The organism is Fontibacillus forbon (genome assembly GCF_046559655.1).
Taxonomy (GTDB): domain Bacteria; phylum Bacillota; class Bacilli; order Paenibacillales; family Paenibacillaceae; genus Fontibacillus.
In genome coordinates this window covers 634,363-654,558 of sequence record NZ_JBKGFV010000001.1, presented here as the reverse complement: position 1 = coordinate 654,558, position 20,196 = coordinate 634,363, and the positions used below count along the sequence as shown (strand labels likewise).

The 20,196-nt window shown below is 50.0% G+C and carries 16 protein-coding genes; all 16 read right to left on the bottom strand.

The features are described from left to right. Positions 1–26 precede the first annotated feature (26 nt). On the bottom strand, positions 27–1,670 hold the full coding sequence (locus ACLB09_RS02865; protein WP_410768238.1) for a family 10 glycosylhydrolase: 1,644 nt from the start codon (positions 1,668–1,670) through the stop codon (positions 27–29). A gap of 172 nt (positions 1,671–1,842) precedes the next feature. Further along, positions 1,843–2,268 carry a transcriptional regulator MntR gene (gene mntR / locus ACLB09_RS02860; RefSeq protein ID WP_410768237.1) on the bottom strand — a complete coding sequence of 142 codons (426 nt, stop codon included), beginning with the start codon at positions 2,266–2,268 and terminating at the stop codon, positions 1,843–1,845. Between the two features lie 131 nt (positions 2,269–2,399). Next, positions 2,400–3,113: a cytochrome c biogenesis CcdA family protein gene (locus ACLB09_RS02855; protein ID WP_410768236.1), complete on the bottom strand. Its 714-nt coding sequence runs from the start codon at positions 3,111–3,113 to the stop codon at positions 2,400–2,402. Between the two features lie 34 nt (positions 3,114–3,147). After that, positions 3,148–3,951 (bottom strand): metal ABC transporter permease, encoded by an 804-nt coding sequence (locus ACLB09_RS02850; protein WP_410768235.1) that lies wholly within the window; start codon positions 3,949–3,951, stop codon positions 3,148–3,150. A 21-nt stretch (positions 3,952–3,972) separates the two neighbouring features. Next, a complete protein-coding gene (locus tag ACLB09_RS02845) occupies positions 3,973–4,731 on the bottom strand; it encodes a metal ABC transporter ATP-binding protein (RefSeq protein WP_410768234.1) in 759 nt (252 codons plus the stop codon). A gap of 36 nt (positions 4,732–4,767) precedes the next feature. Continuing rightward, positions 4,768–5,781: a metal ABC transporter solute-binding protein, Zn/Mn family gene (locus ACLB09_RS02840; RefSeq protein WP_410768233.1), complete on the bottom strand. Its 1,014-nt coding sequence runs from the start codon at positions 5,779–5,781 to the stop codon at positions 4,768–4,770. Between the two features lie 152 nt (positions 5,782–5,933). Continuing rightward, positions 5,934–7,946 carry a methionine--tRNA ligase gene (metG, locus tag ACLB09_RS02835; RefSeq protein WP_410768232.1) on the bottom strand — a complete coding sequence of 671 codons (2,013 nt, stop codon included), beginning with the start codon at positions 7,944–7,946 and terminating at the stop codon, positions 5,934–5,936. A gap of 404 nt (positions 7,947–8,350) precedes the next feature. Next, positions 8,351–8,647 carry a membrane protein insertion efficiency factor YidD gene (gene yidD / locus ACLB09_RS02830; RefSeq protein WP_410768231.1) on the bottom strand — a complete coding sequence of 99 codons (297 nt, stop codon included), beginning with the start codon at positions 8,645–8,647 and terminating at the stop codon, positions 8,351–8,353. 1 nt (position 8,648) lies between these two features. Further along, the gene (locus ACLB09_RS02825; RefSeq protein ID WP_410768230.1) at positions 8,649–9,113 is read right to left on the bottom strand and encodes a Fur family transcriptional regulator; all 465 of its coding nucleotides are present in this window, start codon (positions 9,111–9,113) and stop codon (positions 8,649–8,651) included. Between the two features lie 203 nt (positions 9,114–9,316). Continuing rightward, on the bottom strand, positions 9,317–11,554 hold the full coding sequence (locus tag ACLB09_RS02820) for a copper amine oxidase N-terminal domain-containing protein (RefSeq protein WP_410768229.1): 2,238 nt from the start codon (positions 11,552–11,554) through the stop codon (positions 9,317–9,319). A gap of 225 nt (positions 11,555–11,779) precedes the next feature. Further along, positions 11,780–13,414 (bottom strand): beta-N-acetylhexosaminidase, encoded by a 1,635-nt coding sequence (gene nagZ, locus ACLB09_RS02815; RefSeq protein WP_410768228.1) that lies wholly within the window; start codon positions 13,412–13,414, stop codon positions 11,780–11,782. 17 nt (positions 13,415–13,431) lie between these two features. Next, positions 13,432–15,027 (bottom strand): response regulator transcription factor, encoded by a 1,596-nt coding sequence (locus tag ACLB09_RS02810; RefSeq protein WP_410768227.1) that lies wholly within the window; start codon positions 15,025–15,027, stop codon positions 13,432–13,434. After that, a complete protein-coding gene (locus ACLB09_RS02805; protein ID WP_410768226.1) occupies positions 15,024–16,844 on the bottom strand; it encodes a cache domain-containing sensor histidine kinase in 1,821 nt (606 codons plus the stop codon). The genes ACLB09_RS02810 and ACLB09_RS02805 overlap by 4 nt, the downstream gene beginning before the upstream one ends. Before the next feature lie 76 nt (positions 16,845–16,920). Further along, positions 16,921–17,748, bottom strand: a complete 828-nt coding sequence (locus tag ACLB09_RS02800; RefSeq protein WP_410768225.1) for a carbohydrate ABC transporter permease — start codon at positions 17,746–17,748, stop codon at positions 16,921–16,923. Further along, complete coding sequence (locus tag ACLB09_RS02795; protein ID WP_410768224.1) at positions 17,748–18,632, bottom strand: carbohydrate ABC transporter permease; 885 nt, start codon at positions 18,630–18,632, stop codon at positions 17,748–17,750. Before ACLB09_RS02795 ends, ACLB09_RS02800 begins: the two co-directional genes overlap by 1 nt. 136 nt (positions 18,633–18,768) lie before the next feature. Then, on the bottom strand, positions 18,769–20,154 hold the full coding sequence (locus ACLB09_RS02790) for an ABC transporter substrate-binding protein (protein ID WP_410768223.1): 1,386 nt from the start codon (positions 20,152–20,154) through the stop codon (positions 18,769–18,771). Positions 20,155–20,196 lie beyond the last annotated feature (42 nt).

Here is a 20,196-nt window from a genome sequence, read left to right as displayed (position 1 = left end):
TATGATGACGGAGGTTGTCAGTATGCTTAGTTATTGCTGTAATACGATTGCAGAAGCGGAATAAGTCCAAGTGGATTTCTTCTCAAATCTTTGGCGCTAAAAAAGATGCTGCCCGAGATCTCCGGAATTTGGCGGTTGTACTCCAACTGATTAATAATCTCTTGGGCGCTGCCCCATCCGATTTCCGGACTACCCAGTTTGTAAGGCGCATGCCCGATATAGAGCTTCACGTTTGTGCCTCTGACTTTCCCGGCCCACCAGTCCGCGATAATGTCATACTGCACTTCTTTGCGGGTCATGCTCCAATAGATTTGCGGCGTCACATAATCGATCCAACCGCTCCTGATCCAGGTGAGGACATCGGCATAGGTACTGTCATAAGCCGTTACGCTGGCTTTTGTATCCGAGCCGGTCACATCGCTTGCCTTGTTCCGCCAAACACCGTAGGGGCTTATCCCGTACGATACGGCAGGCTTTTCCTGATGAACGCTTATGCCAAGGTCGCGGACAAACTCGTTGATGTTATCGCGGCGCCAGTCGCCTTTATTGGCTATTTTGTTGGCATTGTAGCTTTTGTATGTGCTGTCGTCGTTAAACTTGGCGGATGCGGTCTCTCCCGTAGGATAGAAATAATCGTCGAGATGAACCCCGTCGATATCATAACCTTCCACCACTTCCATAATCGCACTTATTACATGCTCACGGGCAGCCGGAATACCCGGATTGATGTACAGCTTACCGCCGAATTTCACGATCCATTCGGGATGCTGTTTCGCCACATGATTAGCCGGCAGCTTGCTCGTGTCGCTGCCCGTGCTGGCCCGGAACGGATTAAACCAGGCATGGAACTCCATTCCCCGCCGATGCGTTTCCTCGATCAGGAACTGCAGTGGATCATATCCCGGATCCTTCCCGGCCGTGCCGGTCAAATAAGTAGTCCAAGGGACTAGTTTGGATGGGTAAATAGCATCCGCAGAAGGCCGGACCTGGACGAATACCGCATTCATGCCCATGGCTTGCAGATCGTCCAACAGCTTGATATATTCTTCTTTTTGAGCCTCGACTTTGCCATATGAAGTTTTACTCGGCCAATCCAGATTGGAGACGGTAGATACCCACGCTCCGCGTAGTTCGTCGCTTTGAGCAGGCTGCTCCGGCCCTGAAGGTTCGGGAACTTCCGTTGGAGGCACCGTCACAGGCGGCTCCTCAATCACGGCATCCAAAGACGTGAGCGTGATGGTTCTTGAATTCTGATTCCAGTCGACGGTGAGCCCTAACTGTTCGCTGACGAAACGAAGCGGCGCCATGCTCCGGCCGTCTTTGTTTTCCACGGATACCTCAAGCGGAACCGAATTTCCATTCACTTGCGCCGTTTTTTTGCCGATCCCTAAAACCAGAACGCTGCCGTCCTTCGAAATGGTTGCGGATCGTGAAGCTGCCGACCATTCGACCTGGGCGCCCAGCCCTTCGCTGATCACTCGAAGCGGCACCATCGTCACGTTCTCCGCATTCTTGATATAAGGAGCCGTATCGCTAGGCAGCAACGCCCCGTCCAGGAAGATTTGAATGTCGCGGCTTACAGGAGCCGCAGCGCTCTTTTGTGTACCGGTCATCGGCCACACGATCATCAGAATTAACAGAGGAATCATCCAAGTACGTACAAATTTCATCAGCAACCTCCAAATGATGTGATAGGACATAATAACACTACTTATTTGTAAACGCCCCATTCACCTCAAGAGTTGCGGAAAAATGATTATTTCTTTTGAAAATGATTAATTCTGCCGTATAAGATATGTAGGAAATACAAAAGCATCTGTCCGGTCGAGACAGATGCTTTGCTTAAGATTCGCCCAGCAGTTCCCGGCGAATTTGCTCCAAATCCAGGGTTCGGGAGTCCTCCCGTTTGAAATATTCGACCAGCGCTGCAATGCAAGTGATCGAGTCCCAGCTCAAATGATGCTCGATCCCTTCCACATCCTTGTATATGTTATCCTGATCGACGCCGATCATCTCCAAAAATTCTTCAAGCAGCTCATGACGGTCAACGAGCCGTTTCCCGACTTTCTTACCCTTATTGGTCAGAACCAATCCCCGGTACTTCTCATAAATCAAATATTCATCTTTATCCAGTTTCTGAATCATCTTGGTGACGGATGAAGGATGAACCTCCAACCCTTCCGCAATATCGGAAACCCGGGCATATCCCTTTTCGTCGATCAGTTTGTAGATACGCTCCAAATAATCCTCCATACTGGGCGTTGGCATCTGGTATAACCTCTTTTCCATGAGTTCACGCGGACCTGCATCATCGGTATCCCGCTACTTGTTTAATGATACATGTTATTCTCGCCTGTTGGCAAGTCCAGAAAACACGTGAACAACCTCTTGGAACGATCTCAAAATTTTAGCCACTCCGGGGTCAACTGCTGAAGCCATATCGTAATTTGAGCCATCTTGTTGGTAAACAGCAGCACGCCCATCAACAGCATGAGCACCCCGCCGATCTTCATCATGATCCCCGAATATTTCACGATCCAACGGGTAGATCCGATAAAAAAAGCCAGTACGAAAAACGGCAACGCGAATCCGACCGTGTAAGCCGTAATGAGTCCCAGCCAGGCTCCCGGTTCACTGACGGCTAACGCGATAATCGCCGCAAGAATCGGACCGACGCAAGGAGACCAGCCGGCGGAAAACCCGATCCCGAAAATAAAAGAACCTATGTATCCCGTCGGTTTGAATTTCAGATTCATTTTCCGCTCGCGCATCAAAAACTGCGGCTGGAAAACCCCAAGCAAGAACAGGCCCATCAGCATGATCAGAATCGCGGAAAGCTGGCGGATCAACGCCCGATTCTCATTGAAAAACTCGCCGAATAAGCCCGCACCGAAACCTAAAGTATAAAAAACGGCGGAAAACCCGAGAATGAACGCCAACGTATGGGTCATCGTCCGGAAGCGGACCTCTCGTTTGTTTTGCTCCGTTTTCAAAGTCTGCACCGACATGCCGGTGATATAAGATAAATAGGACGGATATAATGGCAGGCAGCAAGGCGAAATAAAAGAGGCTACTCCTGCCCCGAAAGCGACCCATAAATTGATGTCGGCCATAACAACCCCCGTATGCACATGTATATTTTATCAATCAGGCGGGAAGCCCTTTCTTGCCGATCAGCGTTAAAATAAGCATCGCGATCAACAATAGCACGATCGTTGCCCCCGGGGCCAAATTCCAGACTCCGGCAATCACGAGACCGGCAACCACGGCGATTTCCGCAATGACTACGGAGAAGATAACCGAGGTTTTGAAGCTTCTGGCGATCAGCAGACTGCAAGCCGCCGGTATGGTCAAAAGGGCGGAGACCAGCAATGCTCCGACGATCTTGATAGCCGTGCTGATGACAAGCGCGGTCATTACGGTGATGAGCAGATTAAGCAGCTTTACCGGCAAACCGCTGACCGAGGCTGCGTCCTCTTCAAACGTGAGCAGAAACATTTCTTTGAAGAATACGGATATAACTACCACAACCACGACGGTTACCGCTCCTACCACATATAGATCGGTGGTATCCAACGTATAAATACTGCCGAACAGATAGCTGACTACATCGTTATTGTAACCCATTCCCAACGTAAAGAACAGCGAGGCGAGCGCAACGCCCCCGGCCATAATGACGGCAATGGACAGTTCCGCAAAGCTTTTGTAGGCTTTCCGGAGCTTTTCGATCGCAAAGGAGGCGGCCACTGCAAATACCAAACCCACCCCGATCGGATACACTTCAATCAAGAATCCCAGCGCGACCCCGGCGATCGTCACATGGGCCAGCGTATCCCCAATCATGGACAGCCGCCGTAAAACAAGAAAAATGCCGATCAGGGGAGCCGTAAGCCCGATGAGCAGCCCGCCTGTCAGCGCTCTTTGAAAAAAATCCGCAGTTAATATTTCCAAGTGTCACATCTCCAATCATTTCTATAAAAGAGAATGCTGCAGGCCGGGTATGGCGCAGTCCTGTTCGTGCGAATGACGCACATAAAACTTGATGCCGCCGCAGCGGTCACGGGGTTCTTTCCCAAGCTGATCTTCAATCATTTCAATATCATGAGAAACCATCAAAAACGTCATGTGGTGATGGGCGTGCATATGAAAAATAAGCTCAAAAAAATCAGCCTGCGTTTGCGCGTCTATCCCCACCGTGGGCTCATCCAGGATCAGCAAGTCAGGCTGGTTGATCAGGGCACGGGCCAGAAACACCCGCTGTTGCTGCCCTCCGGATAGCTCCCCGATCTTTTTTCCGGCAATATCTCCAATCCGCATCACTTCCAGCGCATCTTCGCACTTCCGCTGGTCCGCTTTGCCGACCCGCTTGAACAGCTTCTTGTTGCTGTACAAGCCGGACATTACTACTTCCCTGACCGTAGCCGGGAACAGGGGATTGAAGGCATTTTTCTGCGGCACGTATCCGATTCGTTCCCAATCGCGGAAACGGCGGATCGGCTGACCGAACAGCCGTATTTCCCCATCCGTGGGCCGGAGCAGTCCGACCATCATCCGCAGCAGCGTCGTTTTTCCGGCGCCGTTGGAGCCGATTACGCCAACGAAGTCGCGTTCATTAATAACGAGATCCAGGTCGGTGATGACCTTCTGATCCTTGTAGGCGAACGAGACTCCGTCCAATTCGATGATACTATCATGACAATATGCCGCCGGAGCGGCAGTCTCTGATTTCATTAGTCCTCGTCCTTCCGGTTCCGATAATTTCTCTCTTTATTGTAGAGCGAGAATCAAATTTTGCAAATTTTTCTCCATCAATGTAAAGTAATTGTCTCCCGCTTTTTGTTGATCCTTCGTCAATCCTTCCACCGGATTCAGCACCAGCGTTTCCACGCCTGCTTCGCTTGCCAGAGTTTTGGCCAGCTTGTCGGAGACCAATTCTTCGAAAAAGATGTAACGGATGCCTTCCTCTTTTACCATTTTGGACAGGTTCACCAAATCTTGTGCCCTTGGCTCCGCTTCCGGCGACAGGCCCATGATCGCATGCTGCGTGAGCCCGTAATCACGGCATAAATATCCGAACGCCTGGTGAGATACCACAATTTCATGTTTCGCTGTTTTGGACAACTCTTCGGTAAATTTCGTATCCAGCGCATCCAGCTTTTGAACAAGTTCCGCATACCGTTTTTCGTAATTTTCCTGATGATCCGGGTCTACTTCCACATAGCTGTTTTTGATGTTCTCGGCGATAATTTTCGCGGACTTCGGACTTACCCAGGTATGGGGGTCGATATGATGATCCGGCGTAGCTTCGTTGCCTTCATGATCATGTCCTTCTTCTTCGTGTTCATGAGCTTCTTCTTCATGACCGTCTCCACCATGGTTATGCCCGTCATCACCCTCGGTATAAATGAGGTCGATGCCATTACTGACTTCTATAGTTTTTACCTTGGCATCCTTGCCCATCCCTTTCAGGAAGTTCGGCGCCCAGCCTTCTAAACCGGCACCGTTGTACAGGAACAGTTCCGCTTTGGAAGTATTAAGAATGTCCTGGCTGCGCGGCGTCCAGTCATGCGGCTCCACCCCTACAGGAAGTAGGTTAATCACATTGGCGTCCTCTCCGCCGATGGCTTTGGCAAACTCATAGATAGGATAAAAGCTGGTCACCACGTTCACCTTACCCGGGACGATCTCTCCGCCCGCGCTCTTTCCGCATCCCGCCAACAAAATAAGCGAAGCGATTACCGGCAAAAACAGTTTCCATCCGTTCTTTATGTAGAAATTCATAATTTCTCTCCTTCTTAATCGTAATAATTACAAATATGATTATAGGGGTAGTTTGAACGAAGTGTCAACCACCTTCTCTATTATTCTTATTATTGGAACTCCATGAACAAAAAAAACGCCAAGGGCAGCCCCTTGGCGTTAACTTCTTTATTTTATTTCACGATGGCTCCGTTTGGCATGGAAGCGGGTACCGTAGCCAGGGTCAATTGGTCTCCCTGGGACGCCGCGAGAATCATCCCTTGGGACAACTCCCCGCGCAGCTTCACCGGCTTCAGGTTCGTTACGCAAATCACTTTGCGGCCGACAAGCTCCTCCGGCTTGTAAAACTTCGCAATGCCGGATACCACCTGCCGCTGTTCATACCCGAGATCGAGCTGCAGCTTCAGCAGCTTGTCGGCTTTCGGCACCTGCTCGCAAGCCAGTACCTCAGCGACGCGCAGCTCCACCTTGGCGAAATCGTCGATGCCGATTTCGTCCTTCGTCTCCGGCTTGGCGGCTGGCTCGGCGCCCGCCTTTACAGCCCCGACTGCCGCTGCAGAATCTCCCGTGGCTGGCGTATCCGCCACGACCGAAGCAGCGGCACCCCCGGCCATCGAGTTGGCAATGTACTCGATTTCGGCTTCGGCGTCGAGCCGCGGGAAGATCGGCTCGCCTTTGCCTACCTTCGTTCCGGCCGGAATGAGGCCGAACGTCTTGGCGCTCTCCCAGCTCGTCAGCTCGCTGGGCACAAGCCCCAGCTGGGCCCAGATTTTGGCCGGCGCCTGAGTAAGGAACGGCTGCAACAGAATTGCGGCGATCCGCAGCGATTCCACCAGGTGCGCCATTACGGATGCCAATTCGCCTTGTCTGGCCTCGTCTTTGGCGAGCACCCACGGCTGAGTCTCATCGATGTACTTGTTGGTCCGGCCGATAAAAGCGCCTATCGCGGCAAGCGCCACGGAGAACTCCAGGTTCTCCATCACTTCCTCGACCTTGGCGACCGTTTCCAGCGCCAGGTTCGACAAATCCGCGTCATATGGCGTAACTCCAGGCGCGTAAGCAGGCACGACGCCGTCGAAATATTTTCCGACCATCGCTACCGTTCGATTGAGCAAGTTTCCGAGATCGTTCGCCAGATCGGAGTTCACCCGCTGTACGAAGCTCTCCGGCGTAAAGGAACCGTCCGCGCCGAACGGAACTTCGCGCAACAGGTAATAGCGGGTGGCGTCCAGCCCGTATCTGTCGATCAACACGGACGGATCCATCACATTGCCTTTGGACTTGGACATTTTGCCGCCCTTCATCAAAAGCCAGCCATGGCCGAACACCTTTTTCGGCAATGGCAGATCCAGCGCCATGAGCATAATCGGCCAGTAAATCGTATGGAAACGGACGATCTCTTTGCCGACCAGATGGACGTCCGCAGGCCAATATCGGTTGAAAAGCTCGTTATTTTCCGTGCCGTACCCGAGTGCCGTAATATAATTGGACAAGGCGTCGATCCACACGTAAACGACGTGCTTCGGATCGCCTTTGACCTTAACGCCCCAATCGAACGTGGCCCGGGAAACGGCAAGATCTTCAAGACCCGGCTTGATGAAATTGTTGATCATTTCATTTTTGCGGGATTCCGGCTGGATAAAGTCGGGGTTATCCTCATAATACTTCAGCAATCGATCCACATAGTTGCTCATCCGGAAGAAGTAGCTTTCTTCCTTAACCAGCTCCACCGGACGTCCGCAGTCAGGACAGTTTCCGTCCACTAACTGGCGTTCCGTAAAAAACGATTCGCAAGGCGTACAGTACCAGCCTTCATATTCTCCCTTGTAAATATCGCCTTTTTGCAGCAAACGGTCGAAGATTTCCTCGACAACGGCCTTGTGCCGCGGTTCTGTAGTACGGATAAAATCATCGTTGGAAATATCGAGTTTTTTCCAAAGTTCTTTAATTCCCACCACGATATCATCGACAAACTGCTGCGGCGTTTTGCCGGCTTCGGCAGCTTTCCGTTCAATCTTCTGGCCATGCTCATCGGTACCCGTTAAATACCGGACATCATACCCGCGCAGGCGCTTGTAGCGCGCAATGGCATCCCCGGCGACCGTGGTGTAAGCATGCCCGATATGCAGCTTATCGCTGGGATAATAAATTGGTGTCGTGATGTAGAACGTCTTTTTGTCTGACATCATCTTCATCTCCTTTTTCTTATAGAGCTCATCAACTTCAAACGATAATCTTGGAAAAACAAAAAACTCCCGTCCCATCATGGGACGAGAGATAGCTCACGTGATACCACCCAAATTCCCCGCCGCTTTACAGCGAACGGGCTCAGCCGGTCAATGATGACCCTCCGCTAACGCCGGATGCCGCGCCGCTCCCTTATCGAACCAACAATCAAATCCGACTCGAAAGCAGTTTCTCCCGGACCATATTCCAAGGCCGATCCAGACCGGTTTGCAGCTACCCCGGCTCTCTGTTGCTGGACCCAAAACCTTGTACTCATCCGTTCATCGAAAATTACATTATTACTTTATATTAAGAAAAGACATTATCTCTGTCAAGGAGATGCCGTACTACCTTAAAAACAGCACTATTTCGCCGAAACCGGATCCCGGTTGCCGTTGTCTTGTTCCGGCGGCTCCTCCTTAAGTTCGCCCCTTTGACGCTTCGGGGGCACCGGATCAAGCCCGCCCGGATGAAAAGGATGGCATTTGGCAATCCTCTTCGCCGCCAGCAGGGAACCTTTGATCGGCCCGTGAACCTCAATCGCCTCAAGCGCATACGCGGAGCAAGTCGGATAAAAACGGCAAGTGGGCGGCTTCAGCGGGGAAATGAATTTCCGGTAAAAATGAATCGGGCCCTGAAACGTTTTTCGCACTATGCCCATCCTAGCTTCCCCTGCTCTGCTGGGCAGCCTTTTCTTTCTCCCCGGTACCATCCCGCCGGCAATCCTTGCAATAACCGAAAACTTCGAATTTATGCTTTACCACTTGAAATTCTTCCGGCGCGTCCGTCAGCGGCATCGGACAGAAGTGAATCGGGTAAGTTTTTTGGCATTGCAGGCAGATCAGATGGTGATGGTGATGCCCTTCGCTGTTGCAACTGGCCCTGAATTTCAACCCGTCCTCGAACACGATTTGTTCGATGGCCCCAAGCTCTTCCATGACTCTCAGGTTCCGGTACACCGTATCAAAACTGAGGCCGCTATACTGTTTACACATATAGTCGTATACGTCCTTAGGCGTCAAATAACCGTCGCGCTCGGCAAACAGCTTGGCCAAGGTTCTACGCTGGTCGGTTATCCGCAACCCTTGGGCGGACATGACCGCGATAATTTGCTCTGTTGACAGCATGCGACATTCCTCCCGTCATAAAAACCTCCATGCGTCACTATTAATAATGACGCAAAACGGAGTCTCCGTCAATGAAGTCGCTCGCTACGGGACAGAAGACAGCCGCTAGCCAATCCCACTGTTCATTCGGGCAATAAAAGAGCCCCGGACCGGAGTCCAGAGCTCTTGGATTTAAACTTACTTCATGATTTCGCAGCTTATGCTTATGGTTGCTTCACTTCCGGCATCGGCTGGAACAGCAGATTGACCGACAAGTTGCTGCCCGGTGCGGCAGTAAACAGGAATTCCACAGTCTGTTCGCGGTCACCCGAACGGAACAATACGCTGTTCTCGTTTGGCGCGCTCAAACCGCTACTGTTCGCGATCGGCACGATATTGCCGTTAACCATGATATTACCGGTATAGAACCCGCCGCGCGGATTGAACGTAATCAAGGTGTTCGGAGCGACACGGTGAAGCTTGATCGTGTAAACGACGCCGAAGTTGCCGGCATTCAATTTGTACTCTCCGGTCGGGCCGTCTTCTCCTACAAGGAACGGATCGCTGGAATTGTCCCCAATCAGAAGCCGGGTCGGTGTCGTACCGATTAATTCACCATATTCGATATGTCTTGTTGCCTCAGTGTACGTCCCCCGATTATGAATATCCGAAGGCAGGACGCTGAGATAAGGTAGCGATTTGAACGGATCCTTGCTTGCGTCGAGCATGATCACGTCATATTGCAACGTATGATCGCTGTACAAATCCGCGAAGAGGGAAATGACTTCTCCCGGCTTCATGGAAGTAGCGCTAAGTTCGGTCAGGATGATTTTGCTTTCGCCGGGAGCGATCCACATGTCTTTGTACTTATTTCCGGTCTGCATCGATTCATAGTAACGCTGAACCGAAGCCTTGCCTACGCCCGTTGCGTATTGGTTAGGTCCCGCAAAACCCAGGTTGGTTTGCGTCAGGCGGGCGGTTTCCGTCGTATTCTTGTTGGTTGCGATGACATACATTTTCACGCTTTTGCCGGTTGCGTTCGCGTGATGGATCATGAAACGCGTATCTCCGATAGCGGATTCACGGTACACAACCCCTTCGGAATACACGGTTTCGGGGCTGTTACTGCGGATCAGCGTAGTCGAATCCGAAGTGAACGTATAGTTGGCTTTGGCCCAGGACGGAACCTGTGTTCCGTCAAACATATATTTGTCTCCGACCGGCGTGAAGATTTTGTTGAAATCATCACGCGTATACAACGTTTCGTTCGTAATTGTAATCGTCTTTTCAATGCTTGAAGTCAACCCGAATTGGTTGGTCACAGTCAATCTAATGGATACCGGCCCCGGAGTAAAGAAAGCAAGCTCCTTGTTCTCCCAATCGCGGTCCTTGATTCCGACTTCATCGGTACTGAGATCGTTATAAGTAATGAGTTCGCCCATTTTATAGGTTTCTTTATCCGTAGTGAAGTTGGCTACAGGAGGCGTATGCGGCTTCACCACGTTTACTGTCAGCGAGAACGGGTCGCTCCATTGCCCGCTGGAATCTTGAACCCGGTACGTGACGACATACTGGCCCGGCGTCATAAACATCTCTTCGCGTCCCAGCCATTCCTCATTCACGATCGGCAATCCCGACGGCGAGTAGGAGTTGGCCAGATACTGAACCTGGGTTTCGCCGGAAATTACTTCTTTGTTTCCGATGGAAAACGAAGCAACCGGCTTCGTGGAAACGCTCACGATGACGCGTTTGCCTTTTTGATCCCATTCATAAGGCATGTTCAAAGCTTTCGTAATGGCCGTCAACGGAACCATGAAATTGTTTTTGACGGAATAAGAGGTGCCGCTCATTTTGGTCGTGACGCCGTTGACTTTATAACTCGAAGTATTCATTTTAAAACGGAGTTCGTCGCTTCCCCGCTGTATAATCGTTTCTTTGGTTTTGCTGTCATAAGCAATCTGCAGTCCGGCGCGTTCCACGATGGCGCGGATCGAGACGTAAGAAACCCCTTTTTTGACTTCCATCGGATATCCGGCCAGATATTCTTGCCCGTTTTGATACATTTTTTTGCTGTTCATCATCAGGATGAGTTGACCGTCCGTGCTGCCGGCAGAAGTGCTTTCTGCAACCGGTGGAGTCGTCGTAGTAGGGTTTCCGCCTGTTTCCGAGCCTTCCGCCCCGGTTACGTCTTCCGTACTGCCCGGAACCGTAGTTCCGCCTGTTCCATCAGTCACCTGGCCCTCGATTTGGCCATCAACTTGCCCTTGATCCGGGTTCGTAGTTCCGTCTACCGTCCCATTCTGGTTCAGGTTTCCGGTATTCCCGTTATTAACCGCTTGCCCTGAAACATTGGCTTCGCTTGGAGGATTTGTCTGGATCATCTCTTCCGCACTGGCGGGGAGGACCATCGCAACTTGCGAAGCCGCTAAAACTGTTGTAATGACCAATCTTTTGAAATTCATGCTAGACTCCTTCTCTACTCCCATTTTGTAACTCTCTCGTCAATCACACATACTATTAAACGCTTAAATTCGGGAAAAGTTGCTGTTAATATCATAGCAATGTAAAAATAACTTCCCCTATTAGTAAAATAAAAACCCTGTGCCAGGGCAATAAAATAAAACGGCAGACCTTTCCTTAACGAAAGGTCTGCCGTTAGTGGCTTTACTAGGTCTGAATCAGAAAAATTATTGCAGCCGGAACCCTGACGGATACCGGGTATTTAGGCTCACCGGGAGTTTTCCCGAGGGAACCAGCTTACCCGTTAAAACCTTGGCCAGCGCATCCAGGGAAAATGAGCGGTTCTCATACAGGCAGAGGTAGGTACCTGTATCCGGGAATGAGTTGATATCATACGGGTTTCGTGTCGAAACAACGATGATTTTGGAGCCATGAGCCCGGTTCAAAGCCTCTACAAGCCGGCTCTGACCATCCGGTAATTGTCCTTCAGCCGTATAAGTTACAACTACGATTTGCTCGTAATCCGCACTTTTCCTTAGAACCTCGTGGATTTCAGCGTCCGTAGGAACCGTTCCGATGACGAACAGCTCAACTTTGCAGGCCAATGCTTCAAGCGCATCCGCCAGCGTATATCTATGCACAGCCGGCTCATCGACTTCCGTCCGATGACGGAGTTCCGGCCAAATAACCAGAACCGGATCGGTACTTTTCAGAGGCAGGTTGCCGTCATCCTTGACGAGCGTAACACTCCCTTCGGCGATCCGGGCCAGAAGCTCTCCGCTTTCTTCAGGCGGCGTCAGCGGTACGGGAACCGGCGCAGAATCTCCTCCTGCTTGCTCGGCACCTGCAGCGAGACGCTTCGCCTTCAAGACCAGCACCCGCTCCACGGACTGGTCAATCCGCTTCTCACTGATCCGGCCGCTCAGAACGGCCTCCGTGACCGCTTTGATCGCCGCGATCTGGTCTTGAAGCGTGTGGCTCACGAGCACGATGTCCGCGCCAGCCTCGATCGCCGCCACCGCCCCCTCAGGAATCCCGCAGGACTTGGATATGGCGTGCATTTCAAGGCAATCCGTCACGATGACTCCTTCATACCCCAGTTCTCCGCGCAAGAGATCCGTAAGGACCCGACGGGACAACGTTGCCGGTATTTCTTCCGGCTCGAATGCCGGGAAGATGACATGCGCCGTCATGATCGCATCGACTCCCGCTGCAATCGCTTCGCGGAACGGCAGCAGTTCGACCTTGCCGAGCCGCTCCTTGTCGTGCGGAACAACGGCCAGTCCGCGATGGGAGTCGACCGCCGTATCTCCGTGACCGGGAAAATGCTTGGCGGTCGCGATCACGCCGGTTTGCTGATATCCGCGGATCGCCGCATTGCCATGCTCCGCCACCTTCACCGGATCTTCGCCGAACGATCTTACGCCGATAACAGGGTTAGACGGGTTATTGTTGACGTCGATGCAAGGCGCGAAATTAAAATTGATTCCGAGGGCGAGCATTTCTTTAGCCGCAAGTACGGCCGCAGCCTCCGTTAATTGAGGATCCCCGGCGGCCCCCAGCGTCATGTTACCCGGAATCCGGCTCATTCCCTCATGATCCAAGCGCGCTACCATCCCGCCTTCCTGGTCAATCGAAATAAACAGCGGGATTTCCGGATTCTTACGCGGCAGTTGTTGCAAACCGGAGGATAGCGCCGCAAGCTGCGACACCGATTCCACGTTCCTGCGGAAGTAAACCGTTCCGCCGATATGATAATCTTTCGTCAACGTCTTGATCTGCTCGTCGGCTTCCAGCCCGTGAAAACCGCAAATGAACAACTGGCCGATTTTTTCTTCCAAAGTTAATTTGGATAATTCCACATTGGCACCTTCCTTGCTCAGGATATGGACGTTTCCTTCAACCTGAATTCCGAAGGAGTCATCCCGGTATATTTCTGGAATACTTTCGTGAAGTACCTACGCTCCTGATAACCTACGACGGAGCCGATTTGGGTTACTGACTTCTCGCTTCCGCTCAGCAGGCATTTGGCCATCTCTACGCGTTGCTTCGTTAAATACTCGACAAAGGTCTCGCCGAAATGGTTTTTGAAGAGCAGGCAGAAGTAACTGCAGCTGATGCCTAAATATTCCGCTATATCCTCTATGCCGAAATCATCGCCCAAATGATGCTGTATATAATTTTGTGCAGACATCATTAGCGTTTCGGATGACTTCTTGGCCGCAAGCGATTCTCTCGCACGGTCCACCAGGGAAATAACGAGCGACGTCAGATCCTTCAAACTAAGCGATTCCTGAAGCCTGAGCCAAACGGCTTGCTCCTGCTCCCCTGACAACATTTGTAGCTCGCGCATTTCCCGGAGCAGGTGAATCAGCAGGTAATGCAGGAGCTTTTCCGCCGCCCGATTCTCCGCCATATGGCCCACGTAGTATTTCAGCTCCGAAACGACCTGGACAAGCAGTTCATGGCTACCATTCCGAAGTCCGTTCCCGATTTGCTCTATAAACCGCCATTGGGATCCTTCCGTATCCGTATAGGACGCAGATGATTTTGCAAAGAGATCGGCATCCAAAAACCATTCCTGCGGCGGGCATAAGATTAGCATTTGCTGCATGCGCTGATAGACAGAGGACATTTCCGTCCATCCAACCGGATTCTGTTCCAAACACATGCGGATCATCATGCCTTCCTTTTCGCCGACAATCTCTTGCAGTTGTTCAAAAGCCGGTCGTAGCCGGTCCTTCGCGATGATCTCTTCTTGCTGGGAATGAAAAATTATGCACCATTCCCCTTCCCTTACTTGCAAAACCGTATATTGCTTGATTATCGATGCAAACATTTCCTTGAGCAGATTTTTGATGTGCAGATTCCAGGCCTTCCGTTCATGCAATGTCCAGGATATGGACCTGTGGGCATAACCCTCCAGGTCCAGCAGCAGGACGCCGCGGGTTACCCGCTCTTCGCTTCCGTCCTCTTCATCCCACAATACGCCTTCTTCTTCTCTCTCCTGCCCCAATAACGTGTGAAGCATATAGTTTTCATTAGCTAAAGAAGCCACCCGGTCTAAACGTTGCTCTTTGCTTTGTTTCTTTCTTTTTTCCAAAATTTGATCCGCAATCTTTCGTACAACTTCCTCAAGCTCATAATAATTGATCGGCTTGCAAATATAGTCCTTGACCCCATATCTGATTCCGGTACGGGCATATTCAAATTCCTGATATCCTGTCAGAAGCAAGATCTCACTGCTCAGTCCTTGCTCGCGCAAATGTTGAATCAACGTCATTCCATCCATGATCGGCATGCGGATGTCGCACAAAATCAGATCAGGCTGATGCTGAATTGCCGTTTCCAGCGCTTCCACGCCATTTTTGGCCAACCCGACAATTTCGAAACCCATGGCCTCCCAAGGGAGCACTTTGGATAAATTGTTTAAAATATGAATCTCGTCGTCCACCAGCAAAGTCTTCAGTTTCATATTTTATCACCCAATTCATTTTTTGGAATCACGCACTGGATCACCGTACCGCGGCCAGGCTGTGAACAGATGAACAGTCCGTATTTGGCGCCGTACTGGAACCGGAGACGGTCAAACACGCTTCTCAGTCCAAGTCCCCGCCGTTCATGGCTAGGATACGATTTCACGGCTTGTTCGTCCAAATCGGGGTCCGCATATTGAATAATTGACAGCTGTTCACTGGACATTCCGATGCCGTTATCCTCGATCCGGAGCAAAATACGGTCTTCCTCCATAAATCCCGTTACCTTGATGACGCCTTTATAGTCTATGCCCTCAAACCCGTGCTGAATGCTGTTTTCCACGAGCGGTTGCAGGGTAAGCTTGAGCAGCATACAATTCATCATCTCTGCCGGAATCTCGATCTCGTAATCGAACAACTCCTCGAATCTGAATTTCTGGATCTCCAGATAGTTTCTCAAGTGCTCGATCTCCAGACCCAGCGAAATTTCTTCCTTGTCCTGGATGCTGATTCTCAAAATGCTGGCGAGCCTTATTACCATCTCGCTCACTTTCCGCCCTTCGTTTTGGACGGCCAGCACATTGATCGATTCCAGCGTATTGAACAGGAAATGCGGCTTGATCTGCGCCTGCAAGACCCGAAGTTCGGCATTCGCTTTTTGCAGCTGCTCTCTTTTTACCTGATTAAACAGTTCATTGATTTTATCCATTTGACTATTGAAGCCTTGCTGCAACAAAAGCAATTCGTCGTCGCCTTTCTCGTCGACCCGCGCGTTCAGATCGCCATCTTCCACCTTTCTCATGAATCGGACGATGACGCCGATCGTCCCGGTGATCCGGTTCATGAACAAGAAGTTAAACAGCAAGGCCGTAAGTACGCAGATCAGAATGATGGCGACGAACCATTTGGCAAAAGTCGTTACTTCTTGGGATAAATAATGCCAGGAGGTGACGGACACCAGCTTCCACGGATATTCCTTCAAACTGTAAATCGATATGACGCTCTCTTCCCCGTTGAACTTCCCTTTAAAACTGAGTGCGTCCTTAGTCACGGCAAGTTTCTTTTGGATATTAGGCTGCAAGGTTTGCCCGTTCAATTCCGATTGGTAATCGTAGAGCACCTGTCCCTTGTCGTTTACGAGAAAAAAGCGGGTGTCCTTCATTTTGCTGCCCAAGGTAAGGTTTTGAAATATTTTATCGAATTCCCAGTTTTTAATTTGGACAACCAGAACGCCTACCCGTTTAAAGCTGCTCAAATCCTTGATCAGCCGAATTTGCGTAAACACGTTTTCCGAGCCGGTCAGCTCCGGATATTCGTGCGGCGCAATCCACTTCGGAATGCCGTTAAGCGCCATGACCTCATTGTACAGCTCATGTTCCTTGAACTGCTCATATGGAAGCGTCTCAAAATTTTCCTTATTGAATATCGTAATCACGTTTGAATCCTTATAGCCGTGAACATTGTACAGAAAGGCATAATCAATAGCGGGATGGTTATACAGCAAGGAACGAAAGTTCCGCTGGTTGGCATTCAGCTCAAGCTGATTCGCTGCGGTCAAATCCTGAGCATCCGGATCCTGGGCGATCAACGCTGCCTGAAACACGCCTTTGGCAATCCCGTTGTCGGTCACGTTATCCATCTCATGAAAAATATTTTTGATGCTATAGCCGATCGCTTTCAACGAATATTCGGCCTGCTGACTGTATTTGGTTTCTATCGACCGGAACGTGATCAGAAAAGTAATGATCCCCAGAATAAATAAGGGAATAATTACAAGCCCCAGAAACGCCGTAAATAGCTTGATTCGCAAATTCATGAGATGTTGGCTCCCGCTTCGGATTAGTACGAGGAATCTAAGAAATCATTCGCATATGACCTTAATCCCGCCCCTATTATCCTTTGACACTGCCTGCCGTAACTCCTTCAATAATTTTTTCCTGCAGGATGGCGTAAATGATCATAACCGGCAGTACGCTGAAAATAATCCCTGCGGACATCTGCGCATAGTTGGTATTGTAAGCGTCTCTGAAACCGACCATCCCGACGGGCAGTGTTCTTAATTCTTCGCTGGAAAGGAAGTAGTTGGCGAGCAGGAACTCGTTCCAGTTACCCAGGAAGTTAATGATGAACACCGTAACGATAGCCGGCACGGTCAATGGAATTATGATTCTGGCAAAAAGGCCCGCGGAGCTAAGTCCGTCAATAACGGCAGCCTCTTCAATTTCCCCGGGAAGCGAGCGCATAAAGGCCGCCAGAATAATGACCGAGAACGGAATCGCATTGGCTACATAAGGCAAAATTAACGCCATATGCGTATCCAGAATATTCAGCTTTCTCATAATTCCGTAAATCGGAAGGAGCAGCGAGTTGTTCGGAATCAGCATGCCGAGCAGAATCAATTGAAAAATAATGGCGCTGATTCGGTTATAGCGCATCCGGGTAACGGCAAATGCCAGCATTGCCGCGAACAGAATGGATAAACACGCCGAAAGGACGCCTATATATAAGCTGTTAAAAAAGTATGTGCTTATTTTCGCATTGACCCAGGCATTGACGTAGTTATCGAACGTAATCGAACCGGGAAGTCCGAACGGATTCGAAGCGATATCCTGGTTGTTCGTTTTAACCGATGAAAAGAGAACGAACAGGAACGGATATAGGATGACGAGCAGATAAGCCATCAGGAAAATGTGCGGAATCGATTTTTTGAGCGCTCTCATCAGTATTCAATCCTTTCTGTCCGTTTGGAGATCAACACCTGATACAGGACGGTGATGATGATGGTAAATACAAAGATCAGAACGGCAATGGAGTTACCAAAACCGTGTCTAAAGCTCGTTATTGCATATCGAATCATATAGGTAGCCATGACGTCGGTCGAGCCTGCCGGTCCGCCCTTGGTCATTACGAGCACAATATCCGCAGCTTTCATCGCTCCAGCAATGGACAGCATGATAACAACGGAAATAATCGGCATGACAAGCGGAATCGTGATTTTTGTAGCACGTTGAAACCCGGTCGCTCCATCAATCGCCGCCGCCTCTTCGAGTTCCTTCGGTATCGCGATAATCGCGGCGAGCACCATAACAATGTAGAACCCGGTCCACTGCCAGGCATTAGTAATCAGAATTGAGATCATCGCCCAGTTTTTGTCAGACAGCCAGTACACCGGGGAAACGCCGAACACGCCCAATATTTCGTTGGCGAGACCAAAGTCCGGATTGTAAATAAAACCCCACAAAATCCCGATGACAGCCGTCGACATGATCGATGGCATAAAGACCGCGGTTTTATACAACCCTTTGAGTTTTTTGACATTCGCGATCAAGAGTGAAAATATGACGATGAGCGGTACTTGGATAAGACATGAGAACAATATGAAATACACGTTATTTTTTACCGATTTCCAAAAAGCGACGTCATTGAAGGCGGTAACATAGTTGTCAAATCCGATATAATTGATGTTTTTGGATATCCCGTTCCAGCTCGTAAAACTGTTATTGACCGCCGTAAAGACCGGATAGATGAAAAAGGCAAGAAACAGAACGAACGCCGGGATCACAAATATCAGATAGATCAGAGGATTTCTAAGCGCTTTATTCATGATAAACCTCCGTTGCTAATGCGAAATTAAACTCCCTGCAAAACATGTGTGTAAACATATTCATTCTTATTTAGTGGAAAAGGACGCCCCCCACATACTTGAGACGGGTGGCGCCCTTTTCGTCATTCGCTAAACCTTATTGCTCTGCTGCATTGGCTGCGTCTTGGGCGGCCTGTACGTTTTCCAGCATCTTCGCCGGTTCGATTTCACCACCGATGATTTGTTGAATTCCCATGCTAAGCGCCGTATTTACTTCTGCCTGAACAAGTGCGTCAAAAGCCGGGAACGAAGTTCCGATTTCACTTACGGCCTTGAAAATATCTTGCATAAGTGCGTCATCAGACGTAGTTTTCATTTGTTCCAGGTCCATCTTCATTGCTGGAAGCACGCCGTCTTCTTTCAGACCGCGAAGCTGCATTTCGTCCGTCCACATATTTTTGATGAACTCTTTGACAGCTTGCAGTTTGCGAGGGTCCTCACCAACCGCAGCGGAGAAGCCGTAACCATTATTGGCGTCCTGCATGACGATTACCGGATCGCCTGCATTGACAGGAGGCATATTGAAGAATCCGATTTTGCCAACCATATCGCCGGCTTGCTCAGCATCTCTGAATACCGAGTTAGCCCAAGAACCGTCCATCATCATGATTGCTTCGCCAGTCACTACTTGGTTTCTCATATCGGCATACTCAAAGCCGAGTTCGCCTTTTTTGTAGTAGCCTTTGTCAACCCATTCTTTATGCTTGGCAATGGCTTTAACCATGTTTTCGTCCGTCCACTTGGTTTCCCCTGTTTTGAAACCGTAAGTAATTTCAGGTCCGGCATAGTAGGACCACAGGTTATTCGTAGTCATGAGCGGAATCCAAGCATCTTTGGAAGATTGAGCGAACGGAATTTTTCCGTCGGCTTTAATCGTTTCGGCTAACTTATCCAACTCGTCGAGCGTTGTCGGAACTTTCAGCCCTTTTTGTTCAAAGTACTCTTTATTATAGAAAAATCCTTCGATTGAGCCCCCGATAGGAAGACCATAGATCTTTCCGTCAACTGTAAATGGCGCCAGTGTAGTAAATTTGTCCTTGAGGCCAAGTTCGTCCAAAATCGGAGTAAGATCGAGCATCAAACCTTCTTTGGCATAAAGAGCTGCATCCGGGCTGCCGAATACGTCAAAGACTTCCGGCGGCTTGCCTGCTGCCATTTCGCCTCTCAGCTTTTCCTTCCGATTAACTTCGGAATCTACGGCGTCCAGTTTGACCGTCAATCCCGGTACGGCATCTTGAGTCTTTTTGACGACATCTTCCAACAATGCGAGACGGAATTTCTTGGATTCACCTACTTGGGTATGGCGAATAGTAATTTCGAACGGTTCATCGTTCACCTTCGCCTCATTTCCACCATTGTTGGTCGTAGTTTGTCCTTCGTTAGCCGGAGCGTTTCCTCCGTTGTTGTTAGATTTTCCGCACCCTGCCAGCATTGCTGACGCTACGAAAATCAGCGTCATGAGCAGCATCAAACTTTTCTTCATGTTTCTATGACCCTCCTCAAGATCGGTTTGTGTTACATCTTT

What these genes read in the sequence shown, in the direction of transcription:
- ACLB09_RS02865 (WP_410768238.1), bottom strand. Translation starts at nt 1,670, where the DNA reads ATGAAATTTGTACGTACTTGGATGATTCCTCTGTTAATTCTGATGATC.
- ACLB09_RS02800 (WP_410768225.1), bottom strand. Translation starts at nt 17,748, where the DNA reads ATGAGAGCGCTCAAAAAATCGATTCCGCACATTTTCCTGATGGCTTAT.
- ACLB09_RS02820 (WP_410768229.1), bottom strand. Translation starts at nt 11,554, where the DNA reads ATGAATTTCAAAAGATTGGTCATTACAACAGTTTTAGCGGCTTCGCAA.
- ACLB09_RS02845 (WP_410768234.1), bottom strand. Translation starts at nt 4,731, where the DNA reads ATGAAATCAGAGACTGCCGCTCCGGCGGCATATTGTCATGATAGTATC.
- ACLB09_RS02855 (WP_410768236.1), bottom strand. Translation starts at nt 3,113, where the DNA reads ATGGCCGACATCAATTTATGGGTCGCTTTCGGGGCAGGAGTAGCCTCT.
- ACLB09_RS02825 (WP_410768230.1), bottom strand. Translation starts at nt 9,113, where the DNA reads ATGCTGTCAACAGAGCAAATTATCGCGGTCATGTCCGCCCAAGGGTTG.
- mntR (WP_410768237.1), bottom strand. Translation starts at nt 2,268, where the DNA reads ATGCCAACGCCCAGTATGGAGGATTATTTGGAGCGTATCTACAAACTG.
- ACLB09_RS02840 (WP_410768233.1), bottom strand. Translation starts at nt 5,781, where the DNA reads ATGAATTTCTACATAAAGAACGGATGGAAACTGTTTTTGCCGGTAATC.
- yidD (WP_410768231.1), bottom strand. Translation starts at nt 8,647, where the DNA reads ATGGGCATAGTGCGAAAAACGTTTCAGGGCCCGATTCATTTTTACCGG.
- ACLB09_RS02805 (WP_410768226.1), bottom strand. Translation starts at nt 16,844, where the DNA reads ATGAATTTGCGAATCAAGCTATTTACGGCGTTTCTGGGGCTTGTAATT.
- metG (WP_410768232.1), bottom strand. Translation starts at nt 7,946, where the DNA reads ATGTCAGACAAAAAGACGTTCTACATCACGACACCAATTTATTATCCC.
- ACLB09_RS02790 (WP_410768223.1), bottom strand. Translation starts at nt 20,154, where the DNA reads ATGAAGAAAAGTTTGATGCTGCTCATGACGCTGATTTTCGTAGCGTCA.
- ACLB09_RS02795 (WP_410768224.1), bottom strand. Translation starts at nt 18,632, where the DNA reads ATGAATAAAGCGCTTAGAAATCCTCTGATCTATCTGATATTTGTGATC.
- ACLB09_RS02810 (WP_410768227.1), bottom strand. Translation starts at nt 15,027, where the DNA reads ATGAAACTGAAGACTTTGCTGGTGGACGACGAGATTCATATTTTAAAC.